The following is a 23,884-nucleotide window of genomic DNA, read 5'->3' on the forward strand; positions in this document are numbered from 1 at the left end:
CTCAGCGGGAGTCGGAACCGGTGGTGCTGACGGCCGCGCGGCCGGCCTCCAACCGGGCCACCGGCACCCGGAACGGCGAGCAGGAGACGTAGTCCAGTCCCACCTCGTGGAAGAAGTGCACCGAGTCCGGGTCGCCGCCGTGCTCGCCGCAGACGCCGAGCTTCAGCCCGGGCCGGGCCGCCCGGCCCTCCTCGGCGGCGATCCGGACCAGCCGGCCGACGCCGTCGGCGTCGATCGACTCGAACGGGGAGATGCCGAAGATGCCCAGCTCCAGGTAGCGCCAGAAGAACGCACCCTCCACGTCGTCGCGGGAGAAGCCCCAGGCCATCTGCGTCAGGTCGTTGGTGCCGAAGGAGAAGAACTCGGCCGCCTCGGCGATCTGCCCGGCGGTCAGCGCCGCCCGGGGCACCTCGATCATGGTGCCGATCAGCACCTCGACGCCGCTGTCGCCGACCACCTCGGCGATGATCTTCTCGGCCTCCGCGCGTACCGTCTCCAGCTCCTGGACGGCGCCGACCAGCGGCACCATGATCTCCGGACAGGCCGTGCCGCCGTCGCGGGTGACCGCGACGGCGGCCTCCGCGATCGCACGGACCTGCATCGCGAACAGGCCCGGGATGACCAGGCCGAGCCGGACGCCGCGCAGGCCCAGCATCGGGTTCTCCTCGTGCATCCGCCGGACGGCGGAGAGCAGCGCCTCCTCCTTGGCCACGTCCTCGCCGCGCTCCTGGGCGACCGCGACGTTGACCGCGAGCTGCTCCAGCGGGGGCAGGAACTCGTGCAGCGGCGGGTCGATCAGCCGCACCGTGACCGGCAGGCCGTCCATCTCCCGGAAGATCTCCACGAAGTCGGCCCGCTGGAGCGGCAGCAGCGCGGCGAGCGCGTCCTCCCGCTCCCGCTCGCCGGCGGCGAGGATGAGCCGCTCGACCAGCTCCCGACGGTCGCCGAGGAACATGTGCTCGGTGCGGCACAGGCCGATGCCCTCGGCGCCGAAGCGCCGGGCCCGCGCCGCGTCCGCGCCGGTGTCGGCGTTCGTCCGCACGCGCAGCCGCCGCGCCGCGTCGGCGTGCGTCATGATCCGGTGTACGGCGCGGACCAGCGGGTTGTCGATGTGCTCCGGGTCGAGGCTGCCTTCGAAGTACTGCACCACCTCGGACGGCATGACCGGCACCTCGCCGAGATAGACCTTGCCGGTGGTGCCGTCGATCGAGACCACGTCGCCCTCGCCGACGGTGTGCCCGCCGACGGTGAACTTCTTCGCCGGGACGTTCACCTCCAGCTCGTCGGCGCCGGAGACACAGGTCTTGCCCATGCCCCGGGCCACCACCGCGGCGTGGCTGGTCTTGCCGCCGCGCGAGGTGAGGATGCCCTTGGCGGCGATCATGCCGTTGAGGTCGTCCGGGTTGGTCTCCCGGCGGACCAGGATCACCGACTCCCCCTCGGCGGCCAGCTCGACCGCGCGGGCCGAGGTGAAGACCACCTTGCCGGAGGCGGCGCCCGGGGACGCGCCGATGCCCTTGGCGACCGGCGGGACGTCGTGGTCGAGCTGGAAGCGCGGGAACATCAACTGGGCGAGCTGCGCGCCGTTGACCCGGTGCAGCGCCTCGTCCAGGTCGATCAGGCCCTCGTCGACGAGCTGCCCGGCGATGACGAACGCGGCGGCGGCGGTGCGCTTGCCGACCCGGGTCTGGAGCATCCAGAGCTTGCCGCGCTCGATGGTGAACTCGATGTCGCAGAGGTCCTTGTAGTGCTCCTCCAGCCGGGCCATGATGCCGAGCAGCTCGTCGTAGGAGCGCTTGTCGAGCTGCTCCAGCTCCTGCAACGGCACGGTGTTGCGGATGCCGGCCACCACGTCCTCGCCCTGGGCGTTGGCCAGGTAGTCGCCGTAGATGCCCTGCGCGCCGCTGCCCGGGTCGCGGGTGAACGCGACGCCGGTGCCGGAGTCGGGGCCGAGGTTGCCGAACACCATGCTCACCACGTTGACCGCGGTGCCCAGGTCGGCCGGGATGCGCTCCTGCCGGCGGTAGAGGATGGCCCGCTCCGCGTTCCACGAGTCGAAGACCGCCCGGATGGCCAGGTCGAGCTGCTCGCGCGGCTCCTGCGGGAACTCCCGCCCGGTGTGCTTGGCGAAGATCTTCTTGTACGCGTCGACCAGTCCACGCAGGTCGTCGGCGTCCAGGTCGAGGTCGTTCCGCGTGCCCTTGGCGTGCTTGGCCTCGTCCAGCGCGTGCTCGAACTCCTCGCCCGGCACCTCGCAGACGGTCTTGCCGAACATCTGGATCAGCCGGCGGTAGGAGTCCCAGGCGAACCGGTCGTTCTGGCCGGCCTGCTTGCTCAGCCCGATGACGCTGCGGTCGTTGAGGCCGACGTTGAGGACGGTCTCCATCATGCCGGGCATGGAGAACTTGGCGCCGGAGCGTACCGAGACCAGCAGCGGGTCGCCCGGGTCGCCGAGGCGGCGGCCCATCTCGCGTTCCAGGGACTCCAGGTGCGCCTCGATCTGGCCGGCCAGCCCGTCCGGCTCGCGCCCGGTCGTCAGGTACGCCTGGCATGCCTCGGTGGTGATGGTGAAGCCGGGTGGGACGGGCAGGCCGAGGTTGGTCATCTCGGCCAGGTTGGCGCCCTTGCCACCGAGCAGGTCCTTGAGGTCCTTGTTGCCCTCGGCGAAATCGTAGACGTACTTGTGCTCGACCGTTTCCTGCGTTGCCACCAGAGCCTCCCACGCGCGCCATTGACACTTAACGAAGGTTCAGTTCGGACATACCCCGGGAGCCACCACCGGCAATCCCGGCTCGTCAGCGATCGGTGGGCGAAGGTTAAGCGAACTTCGCAGGACCTGGGACCGTTCGGTGACGATCGGCACAAGAGTCACCACTGCCCACGTCCGTACCGGTTTTTGGGAACGCTTCCACGCGCAGGATCACGCAATTCCGGATTCCCCTCGTACCCTTGACGGCACTGGATATCGCCGAACCTGACCTTTGCCATATCCCGCACGAATACACCCCCGGAGCCGTCGCCGTGTCGACCAACCCCACAGCACCCGAGACCGGGCCGCAGCCACGCCCCCTGCCCGCCGACGCGCCGTCGCCCGGCGTCGACCTGCCCGCCGCGCCGGCCACCGCCGCCGAGCTGGCCCGCATCGCCGCCGATCGGGCCACCGGGCAGCTCGCCCCGCCCGCACCGGCCCGCCTCCACGACGTGGTGCCGGCGCCCGAGCAGGTGCGACCCGACCCGGCCGGCGACTTCACGCTGTCGCCGGACGCGGCGATCCGGGTCAGCGCCGCCGCCCGGGACGTGGCCGGGCAGCTCGCCGACTGGCTGCGCCCGGCCACCGGCTTCCCGCTCCCGGTGACCGACTCGGCCGGCCCGGGGCCGGACGGCCCGCTGACGCTCACCCTGTCGTCGATCGCCGCCCCGCCCGCGGGCTCACCGGCCCCCGCCCCGCCGACCGACCGCACGAGCGCCGCCGGCGCGGCCGGCGGCGACGTGGCGCTCGGGGACGAGGGCTACCGCCTCGACGTCACCGCCACCGGCGTCCGGATCACGGCCGACACGCCGGCCGGGCTGTTCCACGGCGCGCAGACGCTGCGGCAACTCCTGCCGGCGGCGATCGAGAGCGCCACCCCGGTCGCCGAGCGCTGGGCGGTGCCCGGCGGCACCATCGTCGACCGGCCACGCTTCGCCTACCGGGGCGCGATGCTCGACGTCGCCCGGCACTTCTTCGGCGTGGACGACGTGCTGCGCGTGGTCGACCACCTGGCCCGGTACAAGCTCAACCACCTGCACCTGCACCTCACCGACGACCAGGGCTGGCGGATCGCCGTCGACTCCTGGCCCCGACTCGCCGAGGTCGGCGGCGTCACCGGCGTCGGCGGCGGCCCCGGCGGCTGGTACACCCCTGACGACTACCGGCGGATCGTCGCGTACGCCGCCCGCCGGCACGTGACAGTGGTGCCCGAGATCGACCTGCCGGGGCACACCAACGCGGCGCTCGTCGCGTACCCCGAACTGGCCCCGGGCAAGACCGCGCCACCGCCGTACACCGGCACCGACGTCGGGTTCAGCTACGTCGACCCCACCGACGAGCGGACGTACGCCTTCGTCGCCGACGTGTTCGGCGAGCTGGCCGCGCTGACCCCCGGTCCGTGGCTGCACCTCGGCGGCGACGAGGCGTTCAAGGTGCCGGCGGAGCGCTACCGCGCCTTCGTCGAGCGGGCCCAGACCCTGGTCGCGGCCACCGGGAAGACGGTCGTCGGCTGGCACCAGCTCGCCCCGGCCGCACACGTCGACGGGCGCGTCCTCCAGTGGTGGGGCACGAACGGCGACGACCCCGGGACAGCCGACGCGGTACGCCGTGGCGCCCGGCTGATCCTCTCCCCCGGCAACCACGCCTACCTGGACATGAAGTACGCCCCGGACACCCCGATCGGGCACGACTGGGCGGGCCTCGTCGACGTGCGGCGCGCGTACGACTGGGACCCCGGCACCCACGTCCACGGCGTACCGGTCGAGGCTGTGCTGGGGGTGGAGGCGCCGCTGTGGACCGAGTCGGTCACCACCCGCGCCGAGATCGAGTTCATGATGTTCCCCCGCCTGCCCGCCGTCGCCGAGCTGGGCTGGTCACCCCGGTCGACGCACGACTGGGCCGGGTTCCGGGAACGGCTCGCCGGTCACGGCCCGCGCTGGGCCACCGCCGGCATCACCTTCCACCCCTCTCCCGAGATCCCCTGGCCGCAGTCCGCGACCGCCGGCATCCCGCGCCAGCCCGCGCACGACCAGACCGACATCGTGGCGTGATCCACCCGGAACCCGACACACCGGCCATCGGCGCTCCGGGCGGGCGACGGGTGCGCTCTCGACGGCCTGTCGACCTGATGGCGTGAACGACTCACCCCGGCTCTGACCCGTCCACGCCATCAGGTTCGTAGGCACGCCCCCGACCACCCGGGCCGTACTCCGTCACGCTCCGGCGCTCCGGCGGCGACATGTCCGTTCCGGGTGGGTGGTCGACGCCACCGCCACCGCGGAATCGACCCCGGGGCGGGGGCGTTGTACCTGGCTGACCGCGCCGCACCCGCCCGCCGACCTCGCCGCGAACGGCGGGGAATGACCCCGGGCCGCCGGTCGTTACACCCCCGAGCCGCCGGAGCAGGCCCCCTGGCCGCCCGCGCTGGCCACCACACTTCCGCGGCATCCCCCGATCGCCGCGCGCCCCCGACAGAGAGGCAACTGATCATGGCTACCACTCTGCTGCGCAAGACCGTGCTGACCGCCGCCGGTATCGCCGCCACCGCCGGTGGCATCGCCGGCCCCGCCATCGCCGCCCAGGCCACCCCCGCCGAGCGCGCCGCTGCTGTGGTCGCCGACCGCAAGAGCGGTGAGCGTGAGCTGGGCGTGCGCTACGAGGCCCAGCCCAACTTCTACTTCTGCGGCCCGGCCGCGGCCCGCAACGCGCTCAGCGTGCAGGGCAAGAACATCGACGTGGCCGCCATGGCCGAGGAGATGGGCACCACCGAGGCCGGCACCAACTCCATCAACGACATCACCCCGGTGCTGAACAAGGAGACCGGCAAGGACGTCTACAAGTCCACCGAGATCCCTGTCGACAAGGCCGGTGACAAGGTCGACAAGCTGCGCGCCGACGTCGTGCGCGCGGTGGACGACGGCCGGGCCGTGGTGGCCAACATCGCCGGGACCGCCACCGACACCGACGGCACCGTGCACTCCTTCGAGGGTGGCCACTACATCAGCGTGGTGGGCTACCGCGACGGCGGGAAGGTCGTGACGATCGCCGACTCGGCGAACCCGGACCAGGCCTCCTACCGGATGGACGTGGACGCCCTGGCGCACTGGATCGCCAGCCGCGGCTACAGCTCCTGACCGCACGACGATGACGAAGGGCCCGACCCCACCAACGGCCGTGGGGGTCGGGCCCTTCGGCGTACCGGGATCAGCCGCCGGAGTCGTCCAGCTCGGCGCCCTCCGGCGGGGTGTCGTCGTCGCGGCTGGCCAGCCAGCCGTCGGGCAGGAAGACCTTGCCCGGGGAGTTGGTCCGGCCGCGTGGCTGGCCGAGCGTCTCGACCGGGAAGGGCACCTCCGGGTCGAGCTTGCCGAGCAGGTCGTCGAGCTGGGCCAAGCTCTCGATCATGGCGAGCGAGCGGCGCAGCTCACCGCCGATCGGGAAGCCCTTCAGATACCAGGCGACGTGCTTGCGGAAATCGGTGCAGCCGTCCCGTTCGCCCCGGGCCGGGTTGCGGGCCCCGGCGACGAACTGCTCCACCAGCAGCTCGGCGTGCCGCCGCATGGTCACCGCGACCTCGCCCAGCGTGGGAAGCCGCCGGTCGGTGCGCCCCTCGAACGCGGCCTCCAGGTCGGCGAAGAGCCACGGCCGGCCCAGACAGCCGCGCCCCACCACCACGCCGTCCACGCCGGTGTGGGCGACCATCCGCAACGCGTCGTCGCCCTCCCAGATGTCGCCGTTGCCGAGCACCGGCACGTCCAGCGCCGCCTTGAGCGTGGCGATGGCGTCCCAGTCGGCGGTGCCCGAGTAGCGCTGCGCCGCCGTACGCCCGTGCAGGGCGACCGCCGCGACGCCCGCGTCCTGGGCGGCGAGCCCGGCCTCGACGTACGTCAGGTGGTCGTCGTCGATGCCCTTGCGCATCTTGACCGTGACCGGCACCCCGGCGGGTGACGCGGCGTCCACCGCGGCCTTGACCAGCCGGGCGAAGAGCCGGCGCCGCCACGGCAGGGCCGAGCCGCCGCCCCGGCGGGTGACCTTCGGGACCGGGCAGCCGAAGTTGAGGTCGATGTGGTCGGCGAGGTCCCGCTCGACCACGATCCGCACGGCGGCGGCGGTGATCTCCGGGTCGGTGCCGTAGAGCTGGAGGCTGCGCGGGTGCTCGTCGGCGCCGAAGGCGATCATGCGCAGCGTCTTCGGGTTCCGCTCGACCAGCGCGCGGGTGGTGATCATCTCGCAGACGTAGATGCCGCCGCCCTGCTCGCGGCAGAGGCGCCGGAAGCCGACGTTGGTGATCCCGGCCATCGGCGCGAGCACCACCGGCGGCCACACCGCATACGGCCCGATCTTCAGCTCACTCACCGCCCAAGTGTAAGGAGGGGCCCCCGCTTAACGCCTTCTGCATAGGCGGGGCCCCGCTTAACACGGCGCATATCACAGCGCCGGCGGGAGCTGCGGGGTTTCCACAAGCAGGCCGGTTGTCCACAGGACGGGGCGGCGGGCAGGACGAACTCCCGCCCATCGCCCACGCTTGCCGCATGGTCGATCACCCGCCCCGGCTGGCGGAGGTCGCGCACCGCCAGCAGGACCTGGTCACGCGCGTCCAACTGCTGGAAGCCGGCTACGACGACATGTTCATCTACCGGCAGACCCGCCGGGGCCGCTGGCAACGCGTGCTGCCGGCGACGTACGCCCTGGTCACCGGCGTGCTGACCGACGAGCAGCGGCGGATCTCCGCCGCCCTGTACGCCGGCCGGGGCGCCCAGCTGACCGGGCTGTCCGCGCTCGACTGGTACGGCTTCCGATACAGTCCGCGGACCACCGACGTACACCTGCTCGTCCCGCACTCGACGAGCCGCAAGTCGACCGGTCACGTGCTGGTGTCCCGGGCCCTGTCGCTTAATCCGAAGGCGCGTCCGACTGCCCACTACCCGGTCTGCTCGCCCGCGCGGGCCGTCGTCGACGCCGCCCGGGACCTGCGCGACCTGCGGACGGTACGGGCGATCGTGGCCGAGGCCGTCCAACGGAGTTTCACCGACCTGGCCGCCCTGGACGAGAAGATCATCCGGGCGAGGCGCAGCCGTACGGCGCTGATCCGGAAGGCGTTCCACGAGGTGACGGCCGGCACCCGCTCCGCGCCGGAGGCCGAGTTGCGGGACTGCCTCGCCGAGAGCCGGCTGCTCCCGGCGATCATCTGGAACCCACGATTGACGACCGATGAGGGGCACACGCTGCCGACGCCCGACGGGTACCTTGCCGAGTCGGCGCTGGCGCTGGAGGTCGACTCGCGGGAATACCACTTCAGTCCGGACGGTTGGGCGCGCACGCTCGACCGCCACAACGAGCTGAGCCGGCTCGGGGTGATGATCCTGCACTTCACCCCGGCGCAGATCCGGCGCGAGCCCCAGCGGGTACGCCGGACGGTGGAGCAGGCGCACGCTTCCCGCCAGGGTCTCGGCGCCACCGCGGTGGTCCATGCCGCCCCGGCGGCGGGGTGTTAAGCGGGGGCCCTTCCTCTACCGAAAGCGTTAAGAAGGGCCCCCGCCTTACACCGTCAGCAGCCGGGGAGGCGCTCGATCAGGTAGCGCTCTACCTGGTCCAGGGAGATCCGCTCCTGGGCCATGGTGTCCCGGTTCCGGACCGTCACCGCGTTGTCGTCGAGCGTGTCGAAGTCGACGGTGACGCAGAACGGGGTGCCGATCTCGTCCTGGCGGCGGTAGCGGCGGCCGATCGCCTGCGAGTCGTCGAACTCGACCACCCAGCGCTTACGCAGGTCGGCGGCGAGCTGCTTGGCCTTCGGCGAGAGCGCCTCGTTGCGGGACAGCGGCAGCACCGCCACCTTGACCGGGGCCAGTCGCGGGTCGAAGCGCATCACGGTGCGCTTGTCCACGCCGCCCTTGGTGTTCGGCGCCTCGTCCTCGTCGTACGCCTCCAGCAGGAACGCCAGCACCGCGCGGGTGAGGCCGGCGGCCGGCTCGATCACGTACGGCATCCAGCGTTCCTGCTTCGTCTGGTCGAAGTACGACAGGTCGACGCCGGAGTGCTTGCTGTGCGTGGAGAGGTCGAAGTCGGTGCGGTTGGCGATGCCCTCCAGCTCGGCGAACTCGGTGCCGCCGAAGCGGAACTTGTACTCGATGTCGACGGTGCGCTTCGAGTAGTGGGAGAGCTTGTCCTTGGGGTGCTCGTAGAAGCGCAGGTTCTCCTCGGACAGGCCGAGGTCGAGGTACCAGTTCCAGCGCTCGGAGAGCCAGTACTCGTGCCACTGCTCGTCGGTGCCCGGCTCGACGAAGAACTCCATCTCCATCTGCTCGAACTCGCGGGTGCGGAAGATGAAGTTGCCCGGGGTGATCTCGTTGCGGAACGACTTGCCGGTCTGCGCGATGCCGAACGGCGGCTTCTTGCGGGCGACCGTCTCCACGTTCTTGTAGTTGACGAAGATGCCCTGGGCGGTCTCCGGGCGCAGGTAGTGCAGGCCCTCGTCGCTCTCCACCGGGCCCAGGTAGGTCTTCATCAGGCCGTTGAACATCTTCGGCTCGGTGAAGGTGCCCTTGTTGCCGCAGTTGGGGCAGTTCAGCTCCGTCAGCGAGGTGAGCGGCTTGCCGTGCTTGGCCTCGTACGCCTCTTCCAGGTGGTCGGCCCGGAACCGCTTGTGGCAGGACTGGCACTCGGTCAGCGGGTCGACGAACTCGGCGATGTGGCCGCTGGCCTCCCAGACCTTGCGGGCCAGGATGACCGCCGAGTCGAGGCCGACCACGTCGTCGCGCTGCTGGACCATGGTCCGCCACCACTGCCGGCGGACGTTCTCCTTCAGCTCGACGCCGAGCGGACCGTAGTCCCACGCCGACCGGGTGCCCCCGTAGATCTCACTGGAGGGGAAGACGAAGCCCCGGCGCTTGGCGAGGCTGACGACGGCGTCGATACGGTCGGCTGGCATGTTTCCTCCTACGCCGGCTGGCGGTCGGCGCGGTCGAGATGGATGGAACCGGGCTGTTCGGGACCACGGTACGACCGCCGCTGCCCCGAGCCCAGCAGAATACCGGGGGCCGGTCAGCTCACCCCGCAGACCTCCATACCGCCGGTCTGCCGGTCGGGCGCCAGCGTGACGGTCTGCGCCTCCCGGCGCCCACCGGCCAGCGTGACGTCCACCGGCACGGTCAGCGTGGCGGTGTCGACCTTGCCCACCCGGTAGCCGGAGATCTGCGGCTCGGTGGCGGCCCGCCGCGCGAACTCCGGCCGGGACTCGCGTCGCCGGGCGTCGTCGCAGAGCCGGTCGTACGCCTTGGACCACTCCCGGGCGACAAGCGCCTGGTAGTAGTCGTCGGTGACGGCCCGGCCCTGCTCGCCGACCGCCTGCACGTTGCTCACCGCGAGCCCGACCACGGCCGCGCCGCCCCCGCCGCAGCAGAGCACCACGGCCAGCGCGCCGACGCCGAGGCCGAGCCAGAGCCGGGCCCGCCCGCCCTCGGTGGGCGGGGCGGCGAACGGCGGCGCGACGCCGGGACCGGGCGGCGGCGCGGGCACGCCCGGCTCCGCCGGGGCGGCCGGCGGCGTGCCGGGCGGCACGGGTGGCGGGGGCGGCGCGGCCGGTCCGGGAGCGGTCATACGCGCCAGGGTAGTGCCCCCGGACTCAGCGGTACGGGCCTGCGGCACGATCACTGGCGACGACGACGATCTCGCCCTGCGGGGCGGCGTTGGCGAGCGTCTCGTACGCCGACGGCTCGTCCACCGAGCGGGCGAGCAGCGGCACGGCGGTCACCTTGACGTCGAACCCGCCCAGCGCCCGCCGGTACGCCCCGACCGACTCCCACTCGGTGAGCAGGCACCAGTGGGTCGGGTCGTCGAGCGCCCGGAGCAGTTCGCCGCGCAGGTAGCCGGGGCGGGCGGCGAGCGCGGCCAGCGCGGCGTGCGCCTCCCGGGTGAACTCGTCAGCCGTTTCGGCGTCCACCACGAACCGGTTGGTGACCAGCACGGCGTTCCTCCTCGTAGAGTTTGTGGCATGCAGCGTACGCAGAGTCCCGTGCTGTCCCGGTTGGCCCGGCTCAACCCGACGACGGTGTTCCTCGCCGCGCTGGTGCTGGTGCTGGTCGGCCTCTTCGCGCCCGGCCCGGCCGGCGGCGTCCTGCTGTTGGTGCTGGCGGCCGGGCTGGTCGCGTTGATGTCGGTCACCTGGCCGGTGCAGCGGCCGGCGACCCGGGTGCTGCGGCTGTTGATGCTCACCCTGTTGATCGCGGTGGCGCTGGCGAAGCTGACGGTCGGCTGAGCCGCTCCGGGTCGGGCCGACCCGCGCTGACATGCAAGCATGCGTTTTTGACAATAATTTTCGTTATCGCGGACAGTTGCTTCCATGACCGCCCGTGCCACCCCCCGCGTCCTGACCGTCGCCACCGCCGCCCTGCTCGCCCTGGGCGGGCTCAGCGCCTGCTCGGACGGCGACGGCGGCGGTAAGGACCCGGACCGGGTCGACGTGGTGGCCGCGTTCTACCCGCTCCAGTTCCTGACCGAGCGCATCGGCGGCGACCGGGTCGTGGTCGGCAACCTGACCAAGCCCGGCGCGGAGCCGCACGACCTGGAGCTGAACCCCCGCCAGGTCGGCCAGGTGGTCGACGCCGAGCTGATCGTCTACCTGACCGGCTTCCAGCCGGCGGTGGACGAGGCGGTCGAGCAGAACGGCGGCGACCGCGCGTTCGACGTGGCCGGTGTCGCCCCGCTGCTCGACGCCGCCGCCGGCGGCCACGAGCACGAGGGCGAGGGTGAGGCCGGCCACGAGGAGGAGGGCGGCGGCAAGGATCCGCACCTCTGGCTCGACCCGACCCGGCTGGCCACCGTCGGCGACAAGCTCGCCGAACGCCTCGGCGCGGTCGACCCGGACCACGCCGCCGACTACACCGCCCGGGCCGGCGCGCTGCGCGCCGAGCTGACGACGCTCGACACCGAGTACGCCGAGGGCCTGCGTACCTGCCTGCGCCGGGAGATCGTGACCAGCCACACCGCCTTCGGTTACCTGGCCGAGCACTACAAGCTGGAGCAGATCGGGCTCACCGGCCTCACCCCGGAGGCCGAACCCTCCCCGCAGCGGCTCGCCGAGGTCGCGCGGGAGGCCCGGGAGCACCAGGCCGGTACGATCTTCTTCGAGACGCTGGTCAGCCCGAAGGTCGCCGAGACGATCGCCCGGGAGGTCGGGGCGAAGACCGCGGTCCTGGACCCGATCGAGGGCCCGCCCGCCGAGGGCGACTACCTGTCGGCCATGCGCGCCAACCTCCAGACCCTGCGAACCGCCCTGGACTGCTCATGACCTCATCACCCGTGATCGACATCGCGCACGCCACCGTCGGCTACGACGGCCGGCCGGTGCTGCGGGACGTCTCGCTGACGCTGACCGCCGGCGAGGTGGTCGCCGTGCTCGGCGCCAACGGCTCCGGCAAGTCGACGCTGGTCCGCGCCGCGCTCGGCCTGGTGCCGCTCGGCGCCGGGTCGGTCACCCTGTTCGGCACGCCGCAGCGCCGCTTCCGGCAGTGGCACCGCATCGGGTACGTCCCGCAGCGGCTCGGCGCCGGCGGCGGGGTGCCCGCAACGGTGGCCGAGGTGGTGGCGTCCGGGCGGCTGGCCCGCCGGGGTGTGCTCCGGCCGGCGGGGCGCGCGGACCGGGAGGCGGTGGCGGCGGCGCTGCGCGCGGTCGGGCTCGCCGACCGGGCCGGTGACCCGGTGGCCACGCTCTCCGGCGGGCAGCAGCAGCGCGCCCTGATCGCCCGCGCGCTGGCCGGCGGCCCGGAGCTGCTGGTGCTGGACGAGCCGACCGCCGGCGTGGACGCGGCGAGCCAGGAGGCGTTCGCCGGGGCGCTGCGCGGGTTCCGCGACGGCGGCGGCACGGTGCTGCTGGTCGCCCACGAGCTGGGGCCGCTGCGCCCGCTGATCAGCCGGGCCGTGGTGGTGCACCAGGGCGGGATCGCCCACGACGGCGCGGTGCCCGAGCCGGCCGGCCACCACGCCGACCCGGACCACGAGCACGTGCACCCGCACTGCGACGAGGAGCCCGCCGGGCTCTGGAGGAGCATCTGAGATGGACCTCTTCCAGTACGACTTCATGCTCCGTGCCCTGGTCGGCGCGCTGGTCATCGGCCTGGCCGCGCCGGCGCTCGGCATCTACCTGGTGCAGCGCCGGCTGGCGTTGATCGGCGACGGCATCGGGCACGTGGCGCTCACCGGCGTCGGCGCCGGGTTGCTGCTCAACCGTTCCCCGGTGCTGGTGGCGGTGCTCGCCGCCACGCTCGGCGCAGTCGTGATCGAGCTGGTCCGCGCGTACGGGCGCACCTCCGGCGACCTCGCGCTGGCGCTGCTGTTCTACGGCGGCATCGCCGGCGGTGTGATGCTCGTCGGCCTCTCCGACGCCAGCAGCGGGTCGCTCAACGCGTACCTCTTCGGGTCGCTGACCACCACGTCGCAGGGCGACCTGGTCACCATCGGCGTGCTCGGCGCGGTGCTGCTGGTGACCATGCTGGTGCTGCGCCCGGCGCTGTTCGCGGTCTGCCACGACGAGGAGTACGCGCGCGTCTCCGGCCTGCCGGTGCGGGCGCTGAACCTGCTCGTCGCGGTGGGCACCGCGGTGACCGTGACCATCGCCATGCGGGCGGTCGGCGTGCTGCTGATCAGCGCGTTGATGGTGGTGCCAGTGGCCACGGCCCAGCAGGTGACCCGCGGTTTCCGGTCCACCATGACGGCGGCCATGGCGTTGGGGCTGTTCGCGGCCGGGGCCGGGGTGTGGGTGGCCGCCACGGCCGACACCGCGCCGGGCGCCTCGGTGGTGCTGGTGGCGATCGGCTCGTTCCTGGTGGTGGCGCTGCTGGCGGCCGGCGGGCGGACGCTGCGGCGGCGTCGCGGCCGGGCGACGCCGACTCCCGCGCCGGTCGAGCCGGCCGAGCACGAGGTGCTGCTCGGATGAGAGCGCCCCAACCGGCAGTGGTTATCGTTACGGGGTGACCGGGACCAACGGGTACGACGCCTTCGAGGGCGCGGGCGAGCTGCTCCGTGCCCTCTCGGCCCCGATCCGGCTCGCCATCGTCAGCGAGCTGGCCGAGGGTGAGCGCTGCGTGCACGAGCTGGTCGAGACGCTCGGCGCCCCGCAGCCGCTGGTGTCCCAGCACCTACGCGTGTTGCGCGGCGCCGGGGTGGTGCGCGGCTCGCGACGCGGTCGGGAGATCGCGTACGCGCTCGTCGACGAGCACGTCGCGCACATCGTGGCGGACGCCGTCAGCCACGCCGGGGAGGGATCGGCATGACCACCGGCACGCCGCGTACCACCCGGCAACGCAGCGCGGTGAGCGCGCTGCTGGACGAGGTCGAGGGCTTCCACAGCGCCCAGGACCTGCACGCCATGCTGCGCCGACGGGGCGACCGGATCGGGCTGACCACGGTCTACCGGACGTTGCAGGTGCTCGCCGACGCCGGCGAGATCGACGTGATGCGCCCGCCGGGTGGCGAGCACCTCTACCGGCGGTGCAGCGACGACGGGCACCACCACCACCTGGTCTGCCGGGGCTGCGGTCGTACTGTCGAGGTGGCCGGGCCGGCGGTGGAGAAGTGGGCGGACCGCATCTCCGCCGAGCACGGCTTCACCGAGGTCAGCCACACCTTGGAGATCTTCGGCACCTGCCCGGCCTGCGCCGGCCGGTAAATCCGACCGGTGCCGCCGGGGCCGCGCCGTGGCAGGCTGTCCCGCGTGAAGATCTACGCCGACCGTTTTCCGACCGCCCTCCGCCAGCTCCTGACCGACCTGCTCGTGGTCGTCTGGGTGTACGCGGCGATCCGCTTCGCGCTCTGGCTGCACGACCTGGTCGAGAAGCTCGCCGTACCCGGGCAGAAGCTGGAGGGCGCCGGCGGCGGTCTCGCCGACAACCTGGCCGACGCCGGCGGCAAGGTGGGCCGGGTGCCGCTGGTCGGCGACGAGCTGACCGCGCCCTTCACCCGGGCCGCCGACGCCGCGCGCGCGATGGCCGAGGCCGGCCGGGACCAGCAGGAGCTGGTCGGCCAGTTGGCGCTCGCGTTGACCGTCGCGGTGCTGGTGTTCCCGCTCGGCCTGGTGCTGTTCGGCTGGCTGCCGCTGCGGGTGCGCTGGATGCGCCGGGCCGGCGCGGCGAAGGCCATGTCCGCCGCGCCCGCCGGCCGGGACCTGCTGGCGTTGCGCGCGCTCGCCGGTCAGCCGCTGTCGAAGCTCCAGCGGATCGCACCGGACGTGGCCGAGGCGTGGCGGCGCGGCGACGACGCCACCGTCGACGCGCTCGCCGCGCTGGAACTGCGCGGACTGGGGTTGCGCACCGGCCGGTAGGGTGTCCCGGTGCTGTACTTCCTGATCGTCGTGGCCGTGCTGCTGCTGGCCTACGCGGGCGTGCTGGTGAGTTTCGTCCGCAAGGGTCGCAAGATCCCGCCGGCGGCCTACCTGGTGCTGGCCGCCCTCAACGGCCTGATCCTCGCCGCGGTGATCGCCTGGGCCATCGCCCGCCGCTGAGCGGGTGTTGGAAGGGGCCCCCTCCTATACCGGAGGCGTTAACAGGGGGCCCCTCCTTTCACAGTCGGCGGCGGACGTCGTCGGCGGTGGAGGGGCCTGGGGTCCAGGGGGCCACCCAGGGGAGGTCAGTTGGTGGGGTGATCACGCCGGCCTCCACGGAGGCGTACCGGCCGGCGACGATCCGCTTCGCGGCGGCCACGTCGACCGAGTCGGTGTTCGACCAGAGGCCGGTGAACAGCTCGTCGACGCGCAGCCGCGCCTGGCGGCAGAACAGGTCGGCCAACTCGATGTTCTCCGGGTGTTCGAGCCGCTCGGCGTACGCCCGGACGCAGACCGCGGACATCGCGAACAGCTCCGCGCCGATGTCCACCACCCGGCCGAGGAACGCCTGCTTGCGCTCCATCCTGCCCTGCCACCGGGACATCGCGTAGAACGTCGACCGGGCCAGCTTGCGGGAGGTCCGCTCGACGTGCCGCAGGTGCCCGGCCAGCGGCCCGAACTCCTGGTACGCCCCGGGCGCCTGCCCCTTGCCGACCGCGAGCGTGGGCAGCCACTTCGCGTAGAAGGCACCGGCCCGCGCGCCGGCGGCGGCCTTGCGGCCCAGCCCGGCGTCCGGGTCGATGATGTCGCCGGCCACCGAGAGGTGCGCGTCGACCGCCTCGCGGGCGATCAGCAGGTGCATGATCTCGGTGGACCCCTCGAAGATCCGGTTGATCCGCAGGTCCCGCAGGAGCTGCTCGACCGCGGCCGGTCGTTCGCCCCGCGCTTCGAGCGAGTCGGCCGTCTCGTAGCCGCGCCCGCCCCGGATCTGGATCAGCTCGTCGGCGATCCGCCACGCCATCTCGCTGGCGTAGAGCTTGACCAGCGCCGCCTCGATCCGGATGTCGTTGCGGTCGTCGTCGGCGAGCAGGCAGGACAGGTCCAGCATGGACTCCATGCCGTACGTGGTGGCGGCGATGAACGACAGCTTCTTCGCCACCGCCTCGTGCTCGCCGACCGGCCGGCCCCACTGGACCCGGTCGGCGGCCCACTCCCGGGCCACGTTCAACGCCCACTTGCCGGCGCCCACGCACATCGCCGGCAGCGACAGCCGGCCGGTGTTCAGCGTGGTCAGCGCGATCTTCAGGCCCTTGCCCTCGCCGCCGATCACGTTCTCGGCCGGCACCACCACGTCGTGGAACCGGGTGAGGCTGTTCTCCAGGCCGCGCAGCCCGACGAAGGAGTTGCGCCGTTCCACAGTGATGCCCTCGCTGTCGCCCTCCACCACGAACGCGGTGATCCCGCCGCGCCGCCCCTCGGTGGCCGGCACCCGGGCCATCACCACCAGCAGGGTGGCGACCGTGCCGTTGGTGGCCCAGAGCTTCACCCCGTTGAGCCGGTAGCCGGTGCCGTCCTCGGTCGGCTCGGCGGTGGTGGCCAGCCGCGCCGGGTCGGAGCCGACGTCCGGCTCGGTGAGCAGGAACGCGGAGACCTCGCCGGCGGCCAGCCGGGGCAGGAAACGGTCCTTCTGCTCGGGCGTGCCGAACATCTTCAGCGGCTGCGGCACGCCGATCGACTGGTGCGCGGAGAGCAGCGCGCCGATCGCCGGGCTCACCGAACCGGCGAGCATCAACGCCCGGCAGTAGTGCAGGTTGCTGAGCCCGAGGCCGCCGTACTTCCGGTCGATCTTCATGCCGAACGCGCCGAGCCCGGCCATGCCGTGGAACACGTCGTCCGGGATCCGCGCGTCGCGCTCGATCGCCGCGCCGTCCACCTCGGCGCCCAGGTACGCCCCGAACGCGTCGAGGAACTCCGCCGCGCGGGCGGTGTCGGCCGGGTCGGACCGGGGCCACGGGTTGATCAGGTCGAGCCGGAACCGGCCGAGGAAGAGTTCCTTGCCGAAACTGGGCCGGTCCCAGGCCGCCTCGCGGGCCGCCTCGGCGACCTGGCGGGCCTCCTTCTCGGAGACCTGGCCGGCCTCGGTGGGCAGCGGCCCCACCCCGTCGGCGTTGTTCTGTGTCGTGGTCACGGCTGCCTCCTGGATGGTCGGTCCGGCTGCGATCGACGCGCTCGACGAAAACGACGCTACCCCCGGGTGTTACCCAGGGGTAGCGTCGCGTGCACGTCCGATTTGGCGGACCGTCAGTCGCCGGCCAGCGTCTGCGGATCGTCGTCATCGTCGTCGATGTCGTCCTCACCCCAGTTGCGCCGCGCGAACGGCAGGATCGCCCAGAACGTCAGGAACCAGATGCCGGTGAGCGCGCTGAGCAGGAACGCGATCGGCCGGTCCAGCACGAAGTCGCTGACCAGCAGCACCGAGCTGACCATCGCGATCAGCATGAAGAACAGGCCGCCGGTGGCCATCCGGTGGGCGAAGCGGACCAGCTCCGGCTTGCGGCCCTGGCGGAACAGCGCCCGGTGGAACGCCACCGGCGAGATGATCATCGCGGCGGACGCGGCGGCGGCCAGCAACGCCAGGATGTAGACGTCGCGCTGGAACTCGGTGGTCCGGGTGAACCCGTTGCTGAACGGCAGCGTCAGCAAGAAGGCGAAGAGGATCTGCACGCCGGTCTGCGCGACGCGCAACTCCTGGAGCAGATCGGCGAAGTTGCGCTGCCAGCGCTGCTTCTCGGATTCCTTGGACACTCGCGAACCTCCGGTGAAGACGGCACGGCCGGCGGGTGAACGCCCGCCGGCAGCAGCGCCTGTGCCCGATTCCGGTGATCGCGAAACCGGCTCAGGATCCCCGGCGGATCCGTCCTGCGTACCGGGCTTCCAGCTCCGCGTTGTGCTCGTCGCCGCCGGTGATGTTGGCGGACAGGTAGACCGGCGGCCGCTCTCCCGCCGCCACCAGCCGGGCCACCACCTCGACGGTGATCTGCTGGGCCAGCAGCGCCGCGGTGATCGACGAGACCGCGCCGACCGCGCCGCCGCCGGGCAACGGCAGCGTCGCGTCGCCGTACGGGGCGCCGTTGTCCAGCACCACGTCGGCGAAGTCGGCCAGCTTCCGCCCGGACGGGTGCCGCGAGGTCATCCGCGCCGAGTGCCGCGCCGAGGTGATCGCCACCAGCCCGTGCCCGCGCTGCTTCACGATCGACGCGAACTCGACCATCGCCCCGTTCACGCCCGAGTTGGAGGCGAGCACGAACACGTCCGGCGGCCGAACCGGGGCCAGCTCGTAGAGCCGGCGCGCCACCGCCGGCTCGCGTTCCAGCTTCGGACCGAGCACGTCGGCCGGCTCGCCGCCGTGCAGTACCAGGTCGCGCAGCGCGATGCGGTTGGTGGGCACCAGCCCGCCGGCGCGGCCGGCGATCTCCATGGCGAGCGCCTCGGAGTGCCCGGTGCCGAACGCGTGCACCACCCCGTCGGCACGGAGCGCCGCCACGATCAGATCGGCCGCCTCCGCCACGTTCCCCCGCTGCTCGGTGGCCACCTGCTGCATCGTCGACGTCACCGTCGCCAGGTACGCCTCGGCGCTCACCGTCATGCCTCCTCCGTCCCTCGGACCCGGGCCAGGACCGCCTCGGCCAGCGGGCCCGGGGCCTCGTCGGGGATCCAGTGGCTGACGCCGGCCAGGGTCACGAACCGGTAGTCGCCGGTGACGTGTCCCGCGCACGCCTCGGCGGCGGTCCGGCCGACCGCCACGTCCTTGTCGCTCCACACGTACGTGGTCGGCACCGCCACCGGGCCGACCGCCTTCATGTCCGACCCGCTCATCGCGCGGTACCAGTTCAGCGCCGCGGTGAGCGCTCCCGGCTCCCGCATCGGGTCGGCGTACCGGGCGACGGTGGCCGCGTCGCCGACGCCGCGCAGCATCCGGCGCAGCACGGCGCCGTGCAGCGCCAGCAGGACCTTCTCCGCCTTGCCCGGCATCCGGAACAGCGCCATGTAGGCGGACTTGGCCTTCTGCCGGGGATCGTTGGCGAGCGCGTGGCCCATCGCGGCCGGGTGCGGCACCGACACCGCGGTCAGCGTCCGCACCCGCTCCGGGTGCGCCGCCGCCAGGCCCCAGGCCACGATCGCGCCCCAGTCGTGGCCGACCACGTGTGCGGCGGTCACCCCGAGCGCGTCCAGCACGGCCGCCGCGTCGGCCACCAGCTCCGGAATCCGGTACGCCTCGACCGCCGCCGGCCGCGCGCCGGGCGAGTAGCCGCGCTGGTCGAGCGCGTACGTGCGCAGCCCGGCGGCGTGCAGCGCGGGCGTCACCGCGTCCCACTCGCCGGAGTGCTGCGGAAAGCCGTGCAGCAGCAGGACGGGGTCGCCGCCCTCGGGGCCGCCGGTGCGTACCTCGAACGTCAGATTTCGCGTCTCGACCCGCATGATCGCCAGCCTACCGACAGTCGCCCTGCTGGGCCCGGCCCCGACGTCGGTGCTAGCGTCTGCGACGAGACAACTTCACATCCGACAGGGGAGCGCACAGCGCTGAGAGTGCGGGCCGGTGCCCGCAGACCCTCGAACCTGATCTGGGTAATGCCAGCGCAGGGAGTTCGGTCGACCTCCAGCCGCGTCGACGTCCGGCATTCCGGGCGCGGCGTGCGTCTTCTCCTGGTTCCTCACCACGAACTGGGAGCCACCGTGAACCACACCGACAGCAACCGCTGGCGTACCGTCGACATCGTCGTCGCCTCGGTCATCGCCGTCGCCTTCGGCGTCGTCTTCTGGGCCTGGGGCCTGCTCTGGAGCGCCACCGACGCGGCGTTCGCGTTCTTTCCGCCGGCGCAGGCGGTGCTCTACGGCGTGTGGCTGATCCCGGCGGTGCTCGCCGGCCTGATCATCCGCAAGCCGGGCGCCGCGCTCTACTGCGAGACGGTGGCCGCGATCGTCTCCGCGCTGCTGGGCAGCCAGTGGGCGGGCATCGTGATCCTCCAGGGCCTGATGCAGGGCATCGGCGCGGAGTTGGCGTTCGCCGCGTTCCGCTACCGCTCGTTCAAGCTGCCGGTGGCGGTGCTGGCCGGCGCGCTGACCGGCCTGGGCGCGGCGATCTTCGACTTCGTCTACTGGAACAAGGCGTACGAGCTGACCTCCTACCGCATCCCGTACGCGCTCATCACGATCGTCAGCGCCACGGTCGTCGCCGGCCTCGGCGCCCACCTGCTGACCCGCGCCCTGGCCAACACCGGCGTCCTGGACCGTTTCCCCGCCGGCCGCGACCGCGCCCTGGTCTGACGGCGTCCGCCGTTGATCAAGGAGTTTGCGTCGGCGGCGGGCGGTTTCCCTGACGCGAACTTCTTGATCAACGAGGCTGGGGAGGGGGTGGCGCGGTGAGCGGGGTGGTTCTGCGGGGGTTCGGGTGGCGGCACGGGGGGCGGAAACGCTGGGCGGCGCGCGGGGTGGACCTGCGCGTCGAGAGCGGGGAGCGGGTGCTGCTGCTGGGGGCGTCGGGGGCCGGGAAGAGCACGCTGCTGGCGGCGCTGGCCGGGCTGCTGCCGGAGGACTCCGGCGAGCAGGAGGGGACCGTCGAGATCGACGGGCTGGACCCGCGCAAGGCCCGCGAACGCGTCGGTGTGCTGTTCCAGGACCCGGAGACCCAGCTCGTGATGGCCCGCTCCGGCGACGACGTCGCGTTCGGGCTGGAGAACCGCGGCGTGCCGGCCGGGGAGATCTGGCCCCGGGTCGACCACGCGTTGCGCCGGGTCGGCTTCCCCTACCACCGGGACCGCCCGACCGCCGCGCTCAGCGGCGGCGAGCAGCAGCGGCTGGCCCTCGCCGGGGCGCTCGCGCTGCGGCCGGGGCTGTTGCTGCTCGACGAGCCGACCGCCAACCTCGACCCGGCCGGCGCCGCGCTGGTCCGCCGCGCGGTCGCGGACGCGCTCGACCCGGACACCACGCTGATCCTGGTGGAGCACCGGGTCGCCGAGGCGCTGCCGCTCGTCAACCGCGTGGTGGTGCTGGAACCGGGTGGCGGCGTGCGCGCCGACGGGCCGCCCGGCGCGGTCTTCGCCGCGCACGGCGAGGCGCTCGCCGCCGCCGGGGTCTGGGTGCCCGGGCACACCGTGCCGCCGCGACACGCCACCGCGCCGGCCGGCGACGTGCTGCTCACCGCCGACCGGCTCGGCCTGCCGCCCCGGCTGGCCCCCACCGACCTCCGGGTACGCGCCGGCGAGGCGCTCGCCGTCCTCGGCCCGAACGGCGCCGGCAAGTCCACGCTGGCACTGCTCCTCGGCGGCCTGCTGCGCCCCGGCAGCGGCACGGTCACCGCGGCCACGGAGCTGGCCGGGCGGGACGCGCGCACTCCCCCGCACCGCTGGCGGGCGCCGGCGCTGGCCCGCCGGATCGGCTCGGTCTTCCAGGACCCGGAGCACCAGTTCGTCACCGGTACGGTCCGCGACGAACTGGCGCTCGGCCCGCGCCGGACCGGGCAGTCCGAGGCGGCGGTCACCGCCACCGTGGACGCGCTGCTGCACCGGCTGCGACTGGACCGGCTGGCCGGCGCCAACCCGTACACCCTCTCCGGTGGCGAGGCGCGGCGGCTGAGCGTGGCGACCGCCCTGGCCACCGCGCCCCGCCTGCTGATCTGCGACGAGCCCACGTTCGGCCAGGACCGGCGCACCTGGCGGGAACTGGTCGACCTGCTCGCCGAACTGCGCGACGCCGGCCACGGCGTGGTCACGGTGACCCACGACGCGGACTTCGTCGCCGCGCTGGCCGACCGGACGCTCACCCTGGACCGCCCGGCCGGGTCCGACGAGCCGGGCCGGTCTCCCTCCCCGCCGGGCCGAGGGGCGGGTACGCCGTGATCGACCTGGAGCCGGTGGCGACGCCGGGCGCCCCGCTGGCCCGGCGCAACCCGGTGGCGAAGCTGGCCGCCGCGATGGTGTTCACCATCGTGCTGGTGGCGACGCTGGACCCGGTCGCGCCGGCCATCGCCATCGCGGTCGAGCTGGCCGTGCTGCCGCTGTTCGGGGTCCGCTACCGGGTGCTCGCCCGCCGGGCGTGGCCGCTGCTGGCCGCCGCCGTCGGCATCCTGGTCACGCTGGTGCTCTTCGCCGCCGACCGGTCCGGGCCGGTGCTGGTCGAGGCCGGGCCGGTGCTGGTCACCCAGGGCGTCCTGGTCACCGCGCTCGGGCTGGTGCTGCGCATGCTCGCGGTGGCGCTGCCCGGCATCATCGTGTTCGCCACCACGGACCCGACCGAACTGGCCGACGCGCTGATCCAGAACGCGAAGGCGCCGGCCCGGTTCGCCATCGGCGCGCTGGCCGCGTTCCGGCTGGTGCCGCTGCTCGAACAGGAGTGGCGGATGATCAGCCTGGCCCGCCGGGCCCGGGGGGTGGACGCCGGCCGCAACCCGGTGGCCAAGCTGCGGCTCTTCGCGTCCACCGCGTTCACGCTGCTGGTCGGCGCGATCCGGCGCGGTACCCGGCTGGCCGTGGCGATGGACGCCCGTGGCTTCGACGCGGGCACCCCGCGTACGGTCGCCCGCCGACAGCGCTTCACCCGCGCGGACGCCCTGCTCGTGCTCGCCGCCGCCCTGCTGGCCGGTGCCGCCCTGACCACCAGCATCCTCCTCGGCACCTTCCGCCCCCTGATCGGCTGACCCCCTCCCCTCCCGGCCCGGCGATCATGAAGTTGACGGCATTCCCTGTCCGTTTTGCCGCCGCCAACCTCATGATCGACGCACCGCGGGGCGATCTTGGAAGGAAACGGCCCGTGGAGGGGCCGGGAGCTTCCAAGATCTATTGCGATCTCCGCGCACCCCCGTGACGGGGCACGCAGAGATCGGGGACGGATGAGGATCAGCTGCGCCGGAAGGCGTAGAACCGGTTCTGGCCGGCTCGCTGGCTACGGCCGGCCAACCGGGCGTCGCGGCCGGCGGACGGGCCGGCCTTCGGTGCCGAGCGAGCCGACGTCGAACCAGCCGGCTCCGACCCGACCGGCGCTGAACCAGCCGACACCGGCCCGGCCGACGCCGAACCGGGCGTCGAAACGGACAGGGTCACCGGTGTCGACGGGGACACGGTGAGCGCGTCGAGATCCGTCGGCGTCAACCCCAGCGGGGACGACGACGGCTTACGGGACTTCTTCGGGTTGCGCTTCGCGGGCATCCGCGGGCCTCCTGTCTGTCGGGCGCGCCGACCACGGTCGCGCCGGGGGCGCGCCGTTCGGGGACGCGCCGAGCGGGTGCGATCCGGTGCGATCCGACCGCGACAGACACCGCGAACAACGGCGACGGGAAGGGGATGCGGACGCCCGGAGCAGGACGGGTCCGCGGCATCTGCGGCGGCGGACCGGCTCGGAGGAAGGGCGTCAGTTGCGCATGCCGACACGCTAACCCGACGCCACCGACACCCGCACCCGAATTACTGACACCATCGTCGGCATGCTTGTCGCGTTCTCCATCACCCCGCTCGGCGTGGGTGAGTCCGTGGGCGACCCGGTCGCCGACGCCGTCCGGGTGGTCCGCGAGTCCGGCCTGCCGAACCGGACCGATGCCATGTTCACCACTGTCGAGGGTGAGTGGGACGAGGTGATGGCGGTGGTGAAGCGGGCCGTCGACACCGTCGCGGCCCAGGCGCCCCGGGTCAGCCTGGTGCTCAAGGCCGACCTGCGCCCCGGCGTGACCGACGCGTTGACCGCGAAGGTGGCGCACATCGAGGCGCGTCTCGCCGAGGGATGAGACGCGCCGCCACCGCCTCCTCACCCCTCGTCGCGGTGTGATCCCCTCACGC

At 73.1% G+C, this 23,884-nt stretch carries 25 protein-coding genes and 1 riboswitch; of the genes, 15 read left to right on the forward strand and 10 right to left on the reverse strand.

Annotated features, from left to right (window positions below):
• Position 1: 1 nt before the first annotated feature.
• Positions 2 to 2,710 carry a pyruvate, phosphate dikinase gene (gene ppdK, locus TPA0908_RS11030; protein WP_281937149.1) on the reverse strand — a complete coding sequence of 903 codons (2,709 nt, stop codon included), beginning with the start codon at positions 2,708 to 2,710 and terminating at the stop codon, positions 2 to 4.
• Positions 2,711 to 3,021: 311 nt separating this feature from the next.
• Between ppdK and TPA0908_RS11035 the strand changes: the two genes are divergently transcribed.
• Both TPA0908_RS11035 and TPA0908_RS11040 read left to right on the forward strand, forming a co-directional pair.
• Positions 3,022 to 4,800 carry a beta-N-acetylhexosaminidase gene (locus tag TPA0908_RS11035; protein ID WP_374709198.1) on the forward strand — a complete coding sequence of 593 codons (1,779 nt, stop codon included), beginning with the start codon at positions 3,022 to 3,024 and terminating at the stop codon, positions 4,798 to 4,800.
• Between the two features lie 438 nt (positions 4,801 to 5,238).
• Positions 5,239 to 5,883, forward strand: a complete 645-nt coding sequence (locus TPA0908_RS11040; RefSeq protein ID WP_281937151.1) for a C39 family peptidase — start codon at positions 5,239 to 5,241, stop codon at positions 5,881 to 5,883.
• A 70-nt stretch (positions 5,884 to 5,953) separates the two neighbouring features.
• On the opposite strand, the gene dusB is transcribed toward TPA0908_RS11040, so the two are convergent.
• Entirely contained in the window at positions 5,954 to 7,102 is a 1,149-nt protein-coding gene (dusB, locus tag TPA0908_RS11045) for a tRNA dihydrouridine synthase DusB (protein WP_281937154.1), read from the reverse strand.
• A 176-nt stretch (positions 7,103 to 7,278) separates the two neighbouring features.
• On the opposite strand from dusB, the gene TPA0908_RS11050 reads away from it, so the two are divergent.
• Positions 7,279 to 8,241: a type IV toxin-antitoxin system AbiEi family antitoxin domain-containing protein gene (locus tag TPA0908_RS11050; protein ID WP_281937156.1), complete on the forward strand. Its 963-nt coding sequence runs from the start codon at positions 7,279 to 7,281 to the stop codon at positions 8,239 to 8,241.
• Positions 8,242 to 8,294: 53 nt separating this feature from the next.
• Here TPA0908_RS11050 and TPA0908_RS11055 read toward each other — a convergent pair whose 3' ends face one another.
• The 3 genes from TPA0908_RS11055 to TPA0908_RS11065 all read right to left on the reverse strand — a co-directional run bounded on the left by TPA0908_RS11055 (position 8,295) and on the right by TPA0908_RS11065 (position 10,709).
• Positions 8,295 to 9,674 carry a glycine--tRNA ligase gene (locus tag TPA0908_RS11055; RefSeq protein WP_281937157.1) on the reverse strand — a complete coding sequence of 460 codons (1,380 nt, stop codon included), beginning with the start codon at positions 9,672 to 9,674 and terminating at the stop codon, positions 8,295 to 8,297.
• A gap of 113 nt (positions 9,675 to 9,787) precedes the next feature.
• A complete protein-coding gene (locus TPA0908_RS11060; protein WP_281938539.1) occupies positions 9,788 to 10,261 on the reverse strand; it encodes an Rv0361 family membrane protein in 474 nt (157 codons plus the stop codon).
• Positions 10,262 to 10,367: 106 nt separating this feature from the next.
• The gene (locus tag TPA0908_RS11065; protein ID WP_281937158.1) at positions 10,368 to 10,709 is read right to left on the reverse strand and encodes an antibiotic biosynthesis monooxygenase family protein; all 342 of its coding nucleotides are present in this window, start codon (positions 10,707 to 10,709) and stop codon (positions 10,368 to 10,370) included.
• Between the two features lie 27 nt (positions 10,710 to 10,736).
• On the opposite strand from TPA0908_RS11065, the gene TPA0908_RS11070 reads away from it, so the two are divergent.
• The 8 genes from TPA0908_RS11070 (at position 10,737) to TPA0908_RS11105 (ending at position 15,239) form a co-directional block, all read left to right on the forward strand.
• A complete protein-coding gene (locus TPA0908_RS11070; RefSeq protein WP_281937159.1) occupies positions 10,737 to 11,000 on the forward strand; it encodes a DUF6703 family protein in 264 nt (87 codons plus the stop codon).
• A gap of 84 nt (positions 11,001 to 11,084) precedes the next feature.
• Positions 11,085 to 12,032 (forward strand): metal ABC transporter substrate-binding protein, encoded by a 948-nt coding sequence (locus TPA0908_RS11075; RefSeq protein WP_281937160.1) that lies wholly within the window; start codon positions 11,085 to 11,087, stop codon positions 12,030 to 12,032.
• Positions 12,029 to 12,796, forward strand: a complete 768-nt coding sequence (locus tag TPA0908_RS11080; protein ID WP_107155732.1) for a metal ABC transporter ATP-binding protein — start codon at positions 12,029 to 12,031, stop codon at positions 12,794 to 12,796. The genes TPA0908_RS11075 and TPA0908_RS11080 overlap by 4 nt, the downstream gene beginning before the upstream one ends.
• Before the next feature lies 1 nt (position 12,797).
• Complete coding sequence (locus tag TPA0908_RS11085; protein WP_281937162.1) at positions 12,798 to 13,676, forward strand: metal ABC transporter permease; 879 nt, start codon at positions 12,798 to 12,800, stop codon at positions 13,674 to 13,676.
• 34 nt (positions 13,677 to 13,710) lie between these two features.
• Positions 13,711 to 14,013 (forward strand): ArsR/SmtB family transcription factor, encoded by a 303-nt coding sequence (locus tag TPA0908_RS11090; RefSeq protein ID WP_281937164.1) that lies wholly within the window; start codon positions 13,711 to 13,713, stop codon positions 14,011 to 14,013.
• On the forward strand, positions 14,010 to 14,408 hold the full coding sequence (locus TPA0908_RS11095) for a Fur family transcriptional regulator (protein WP_281937165.1): 399 nt from the start codon (positions 14,010 to 14,012) through the stop codon (positions 14,406 to 14,408). Before TPA0908_RS11090 ends, TPA0908_RS11095 begins: the two co-directional genes overlap by 4 nt.
• A 45-nt stretch (positions 14,409 to 14,453) precedes the next feature.
• Positions 14,454 to 15,059, forward strand: coding sequence for a hypothetical protein (locus tag TPA0908_RS11100; RefSeq protein WP_281937166.1), 606 nt, complete (start codon positions 14,454 to 14,456; stop codon positions 15,057 to 15,059).
• A gap of 9 nt (positions 15,060 to 15,068) precedes the next feature.
• Positions 15,069 to 15,239, forward strand: coding sequence for a hypothetical protein (locus TPA0908_RS11105; protein ID WP_199199561.1), 171 nt, complete (start codon positions 15,069 to 15,071; stop codon positions 15,237 to 15,239).
• Positions 15,240 to 15,297: 58 nt separating this feature from the next.
• On the opposite strand, the gene TPA0908_RS11110 is transcribed toward TPA0908_RS11105, so the two are convergent.
• The 4 genes from TPA0908_RS11110 to TPA0908_RS11125 all read right to left on the reverse strand — a co-directional run bounded on the left by TPA0908_RS11110 (position 15,298) and on the right by TPA0908_RS11125 (position 19,538).
• A complete protein-coding gene (locus TPA0908_RS11110; RefSeq protein WP_281937170.1) occupies positions 15,298 to 17,247 on the reverse strand; it encodes an acyl-CoA dehydrogenase family protein in 1,950 nt (649 codons plus the stop codon).
• Between the two features lie 113 nt (positions 17,248 to 17,360).
• Positions 17,361 to 17,864, reverse strand: a complete 504-nt coding sequence (locus TPA0908_RS11115) for a DUF6328 family protein (RefSeq protein WP_281937172.1) — start codon at positions 17,862 to 17,864, stop codon at positions 17,361 to 17,363.
• 91 nt (positions 17,865 to 17,955) lie between these two features.
• Positions 17,956 to 18,705 carry an SIS domain-containing protein gene (locus TPA0908_RS11120; protein WP_281937174.1) on the reverse strand — a complete coding sequence of 250 codons (750 nt, stop codon included), beginning with the start codon at positions 18,703 to 18,705 and terminating at the stop codon, positions 17,956 to 17,958.
• A complete protein-coding gene (locus TPA0908_RS11125; protein ID WP_281937177.1) occupies positions 18,702 to 19,538 on the reverse strand; it encodes an alpha/beta fold hydrolase in 837 nt (278 codons plus the stop codon). Before TPA0908_RS11125 ends, TPA0908_RS11120 begins: the two co-directional genes overlap by 4 nt.
• 76 nt (positions 19,539 to 19,614) lie before the next feature.
• Positions 19,615 to 19,721, forward strand: a riboswitch (TPP riboswitch).
• Between the two features lie 72 nt (positions 19,722 to 19,793).
• Here TPA0908_RS11125 and TPA0908_RS11130 point away from each other — a divergent pair.
• The 3 genes from TPA0908_RS11130 (at position 19,794) to TPA0908_RS11140 (ending at position 22,752) form a co-directional block, all read left to right on the forward strand.
• Positions 19,794 to 20,384 (forward strand): ECF transporter S component, encoded by a 591-nt coding sequence (locus TPA0908_RS11130; protein WP_281937179.1) that lies wholly within the window; start codon positions 19,794 to 19,796, stop codon positions 20,382 to 20,384.
• Positions 20,385 to 20,479: 95 nt separating this feature from the next.
• Positions 20,480 to 21,955, forward strand: coding sequence for an ABC transporter ATP-binding protein (locus TPA0908_RS11135; RefSeq protein ID WP_281937181.1), 1,476 nt, complete (start codon positions 20,480 to 20,482; stop codon positions 21,953 to 21,955).
• Positions 21,952 to 22,752, forward strand: coding sequence for an energy-coupling factor transporter transmembrane component T family protein (locus TPA0908_RS11140; protein WP_281937183.1), 801 nt, complete (start codon positions 21,952 to 21,954; stop codon positions 22,750 to 22,752). Before TPA0908_RS11135 ends, TPA0908_RS11140 begins: the two co-directional genes overlap by 4 nt.
• 199 nt (positions 22,753 to 22,951) lie before the next feature.
• Here TPA0908_RS11140 and TPA0908_RS11145 read toward each other — a convergent pair whose 3' ends face one another.
• Positions 22,952 to 23,260 carry a hypothetical protein gene (locus tag TPA0908_RS11145; RefSeq protein ID WP_281937185.1) on the reverse strand — a complete coding sequence of 103 codons (309 nt, stop codon included), beginning with the start codon at positions 23,258 to 23,260 and terminating at the stop codon, positions 22,952 to 22,954.
• A gap of 275 nt (positions 23,261 to 23,535) precedes the next feature.
• Between TPA0908_RS11145 and TPA0908_RS11150 the strand changes: the two genes are divergently transcribed.
• Positions 23,536 to 23,832, forward strand: coding sequence for an MTH1187 family thiamine-binding protein (locus tag TPA0908_RS11150; RefSeq protein WP_107155720.1), 297 nt, complete (start codon positions 23,536 to 23,538; stop codon positions 23,830 to 23,832).
• Positions 23,833 to 23,884 lie beyond the last annotated feature (52 nt).

Source organism: Micromonospora sp. AKA38, assembly GCF_027925725.1.
Lineage (GTDB): Bacteria > Actinomycetota > Actinomycetes > Mycobacteriales > Micromonosporaceae > Micromonospora.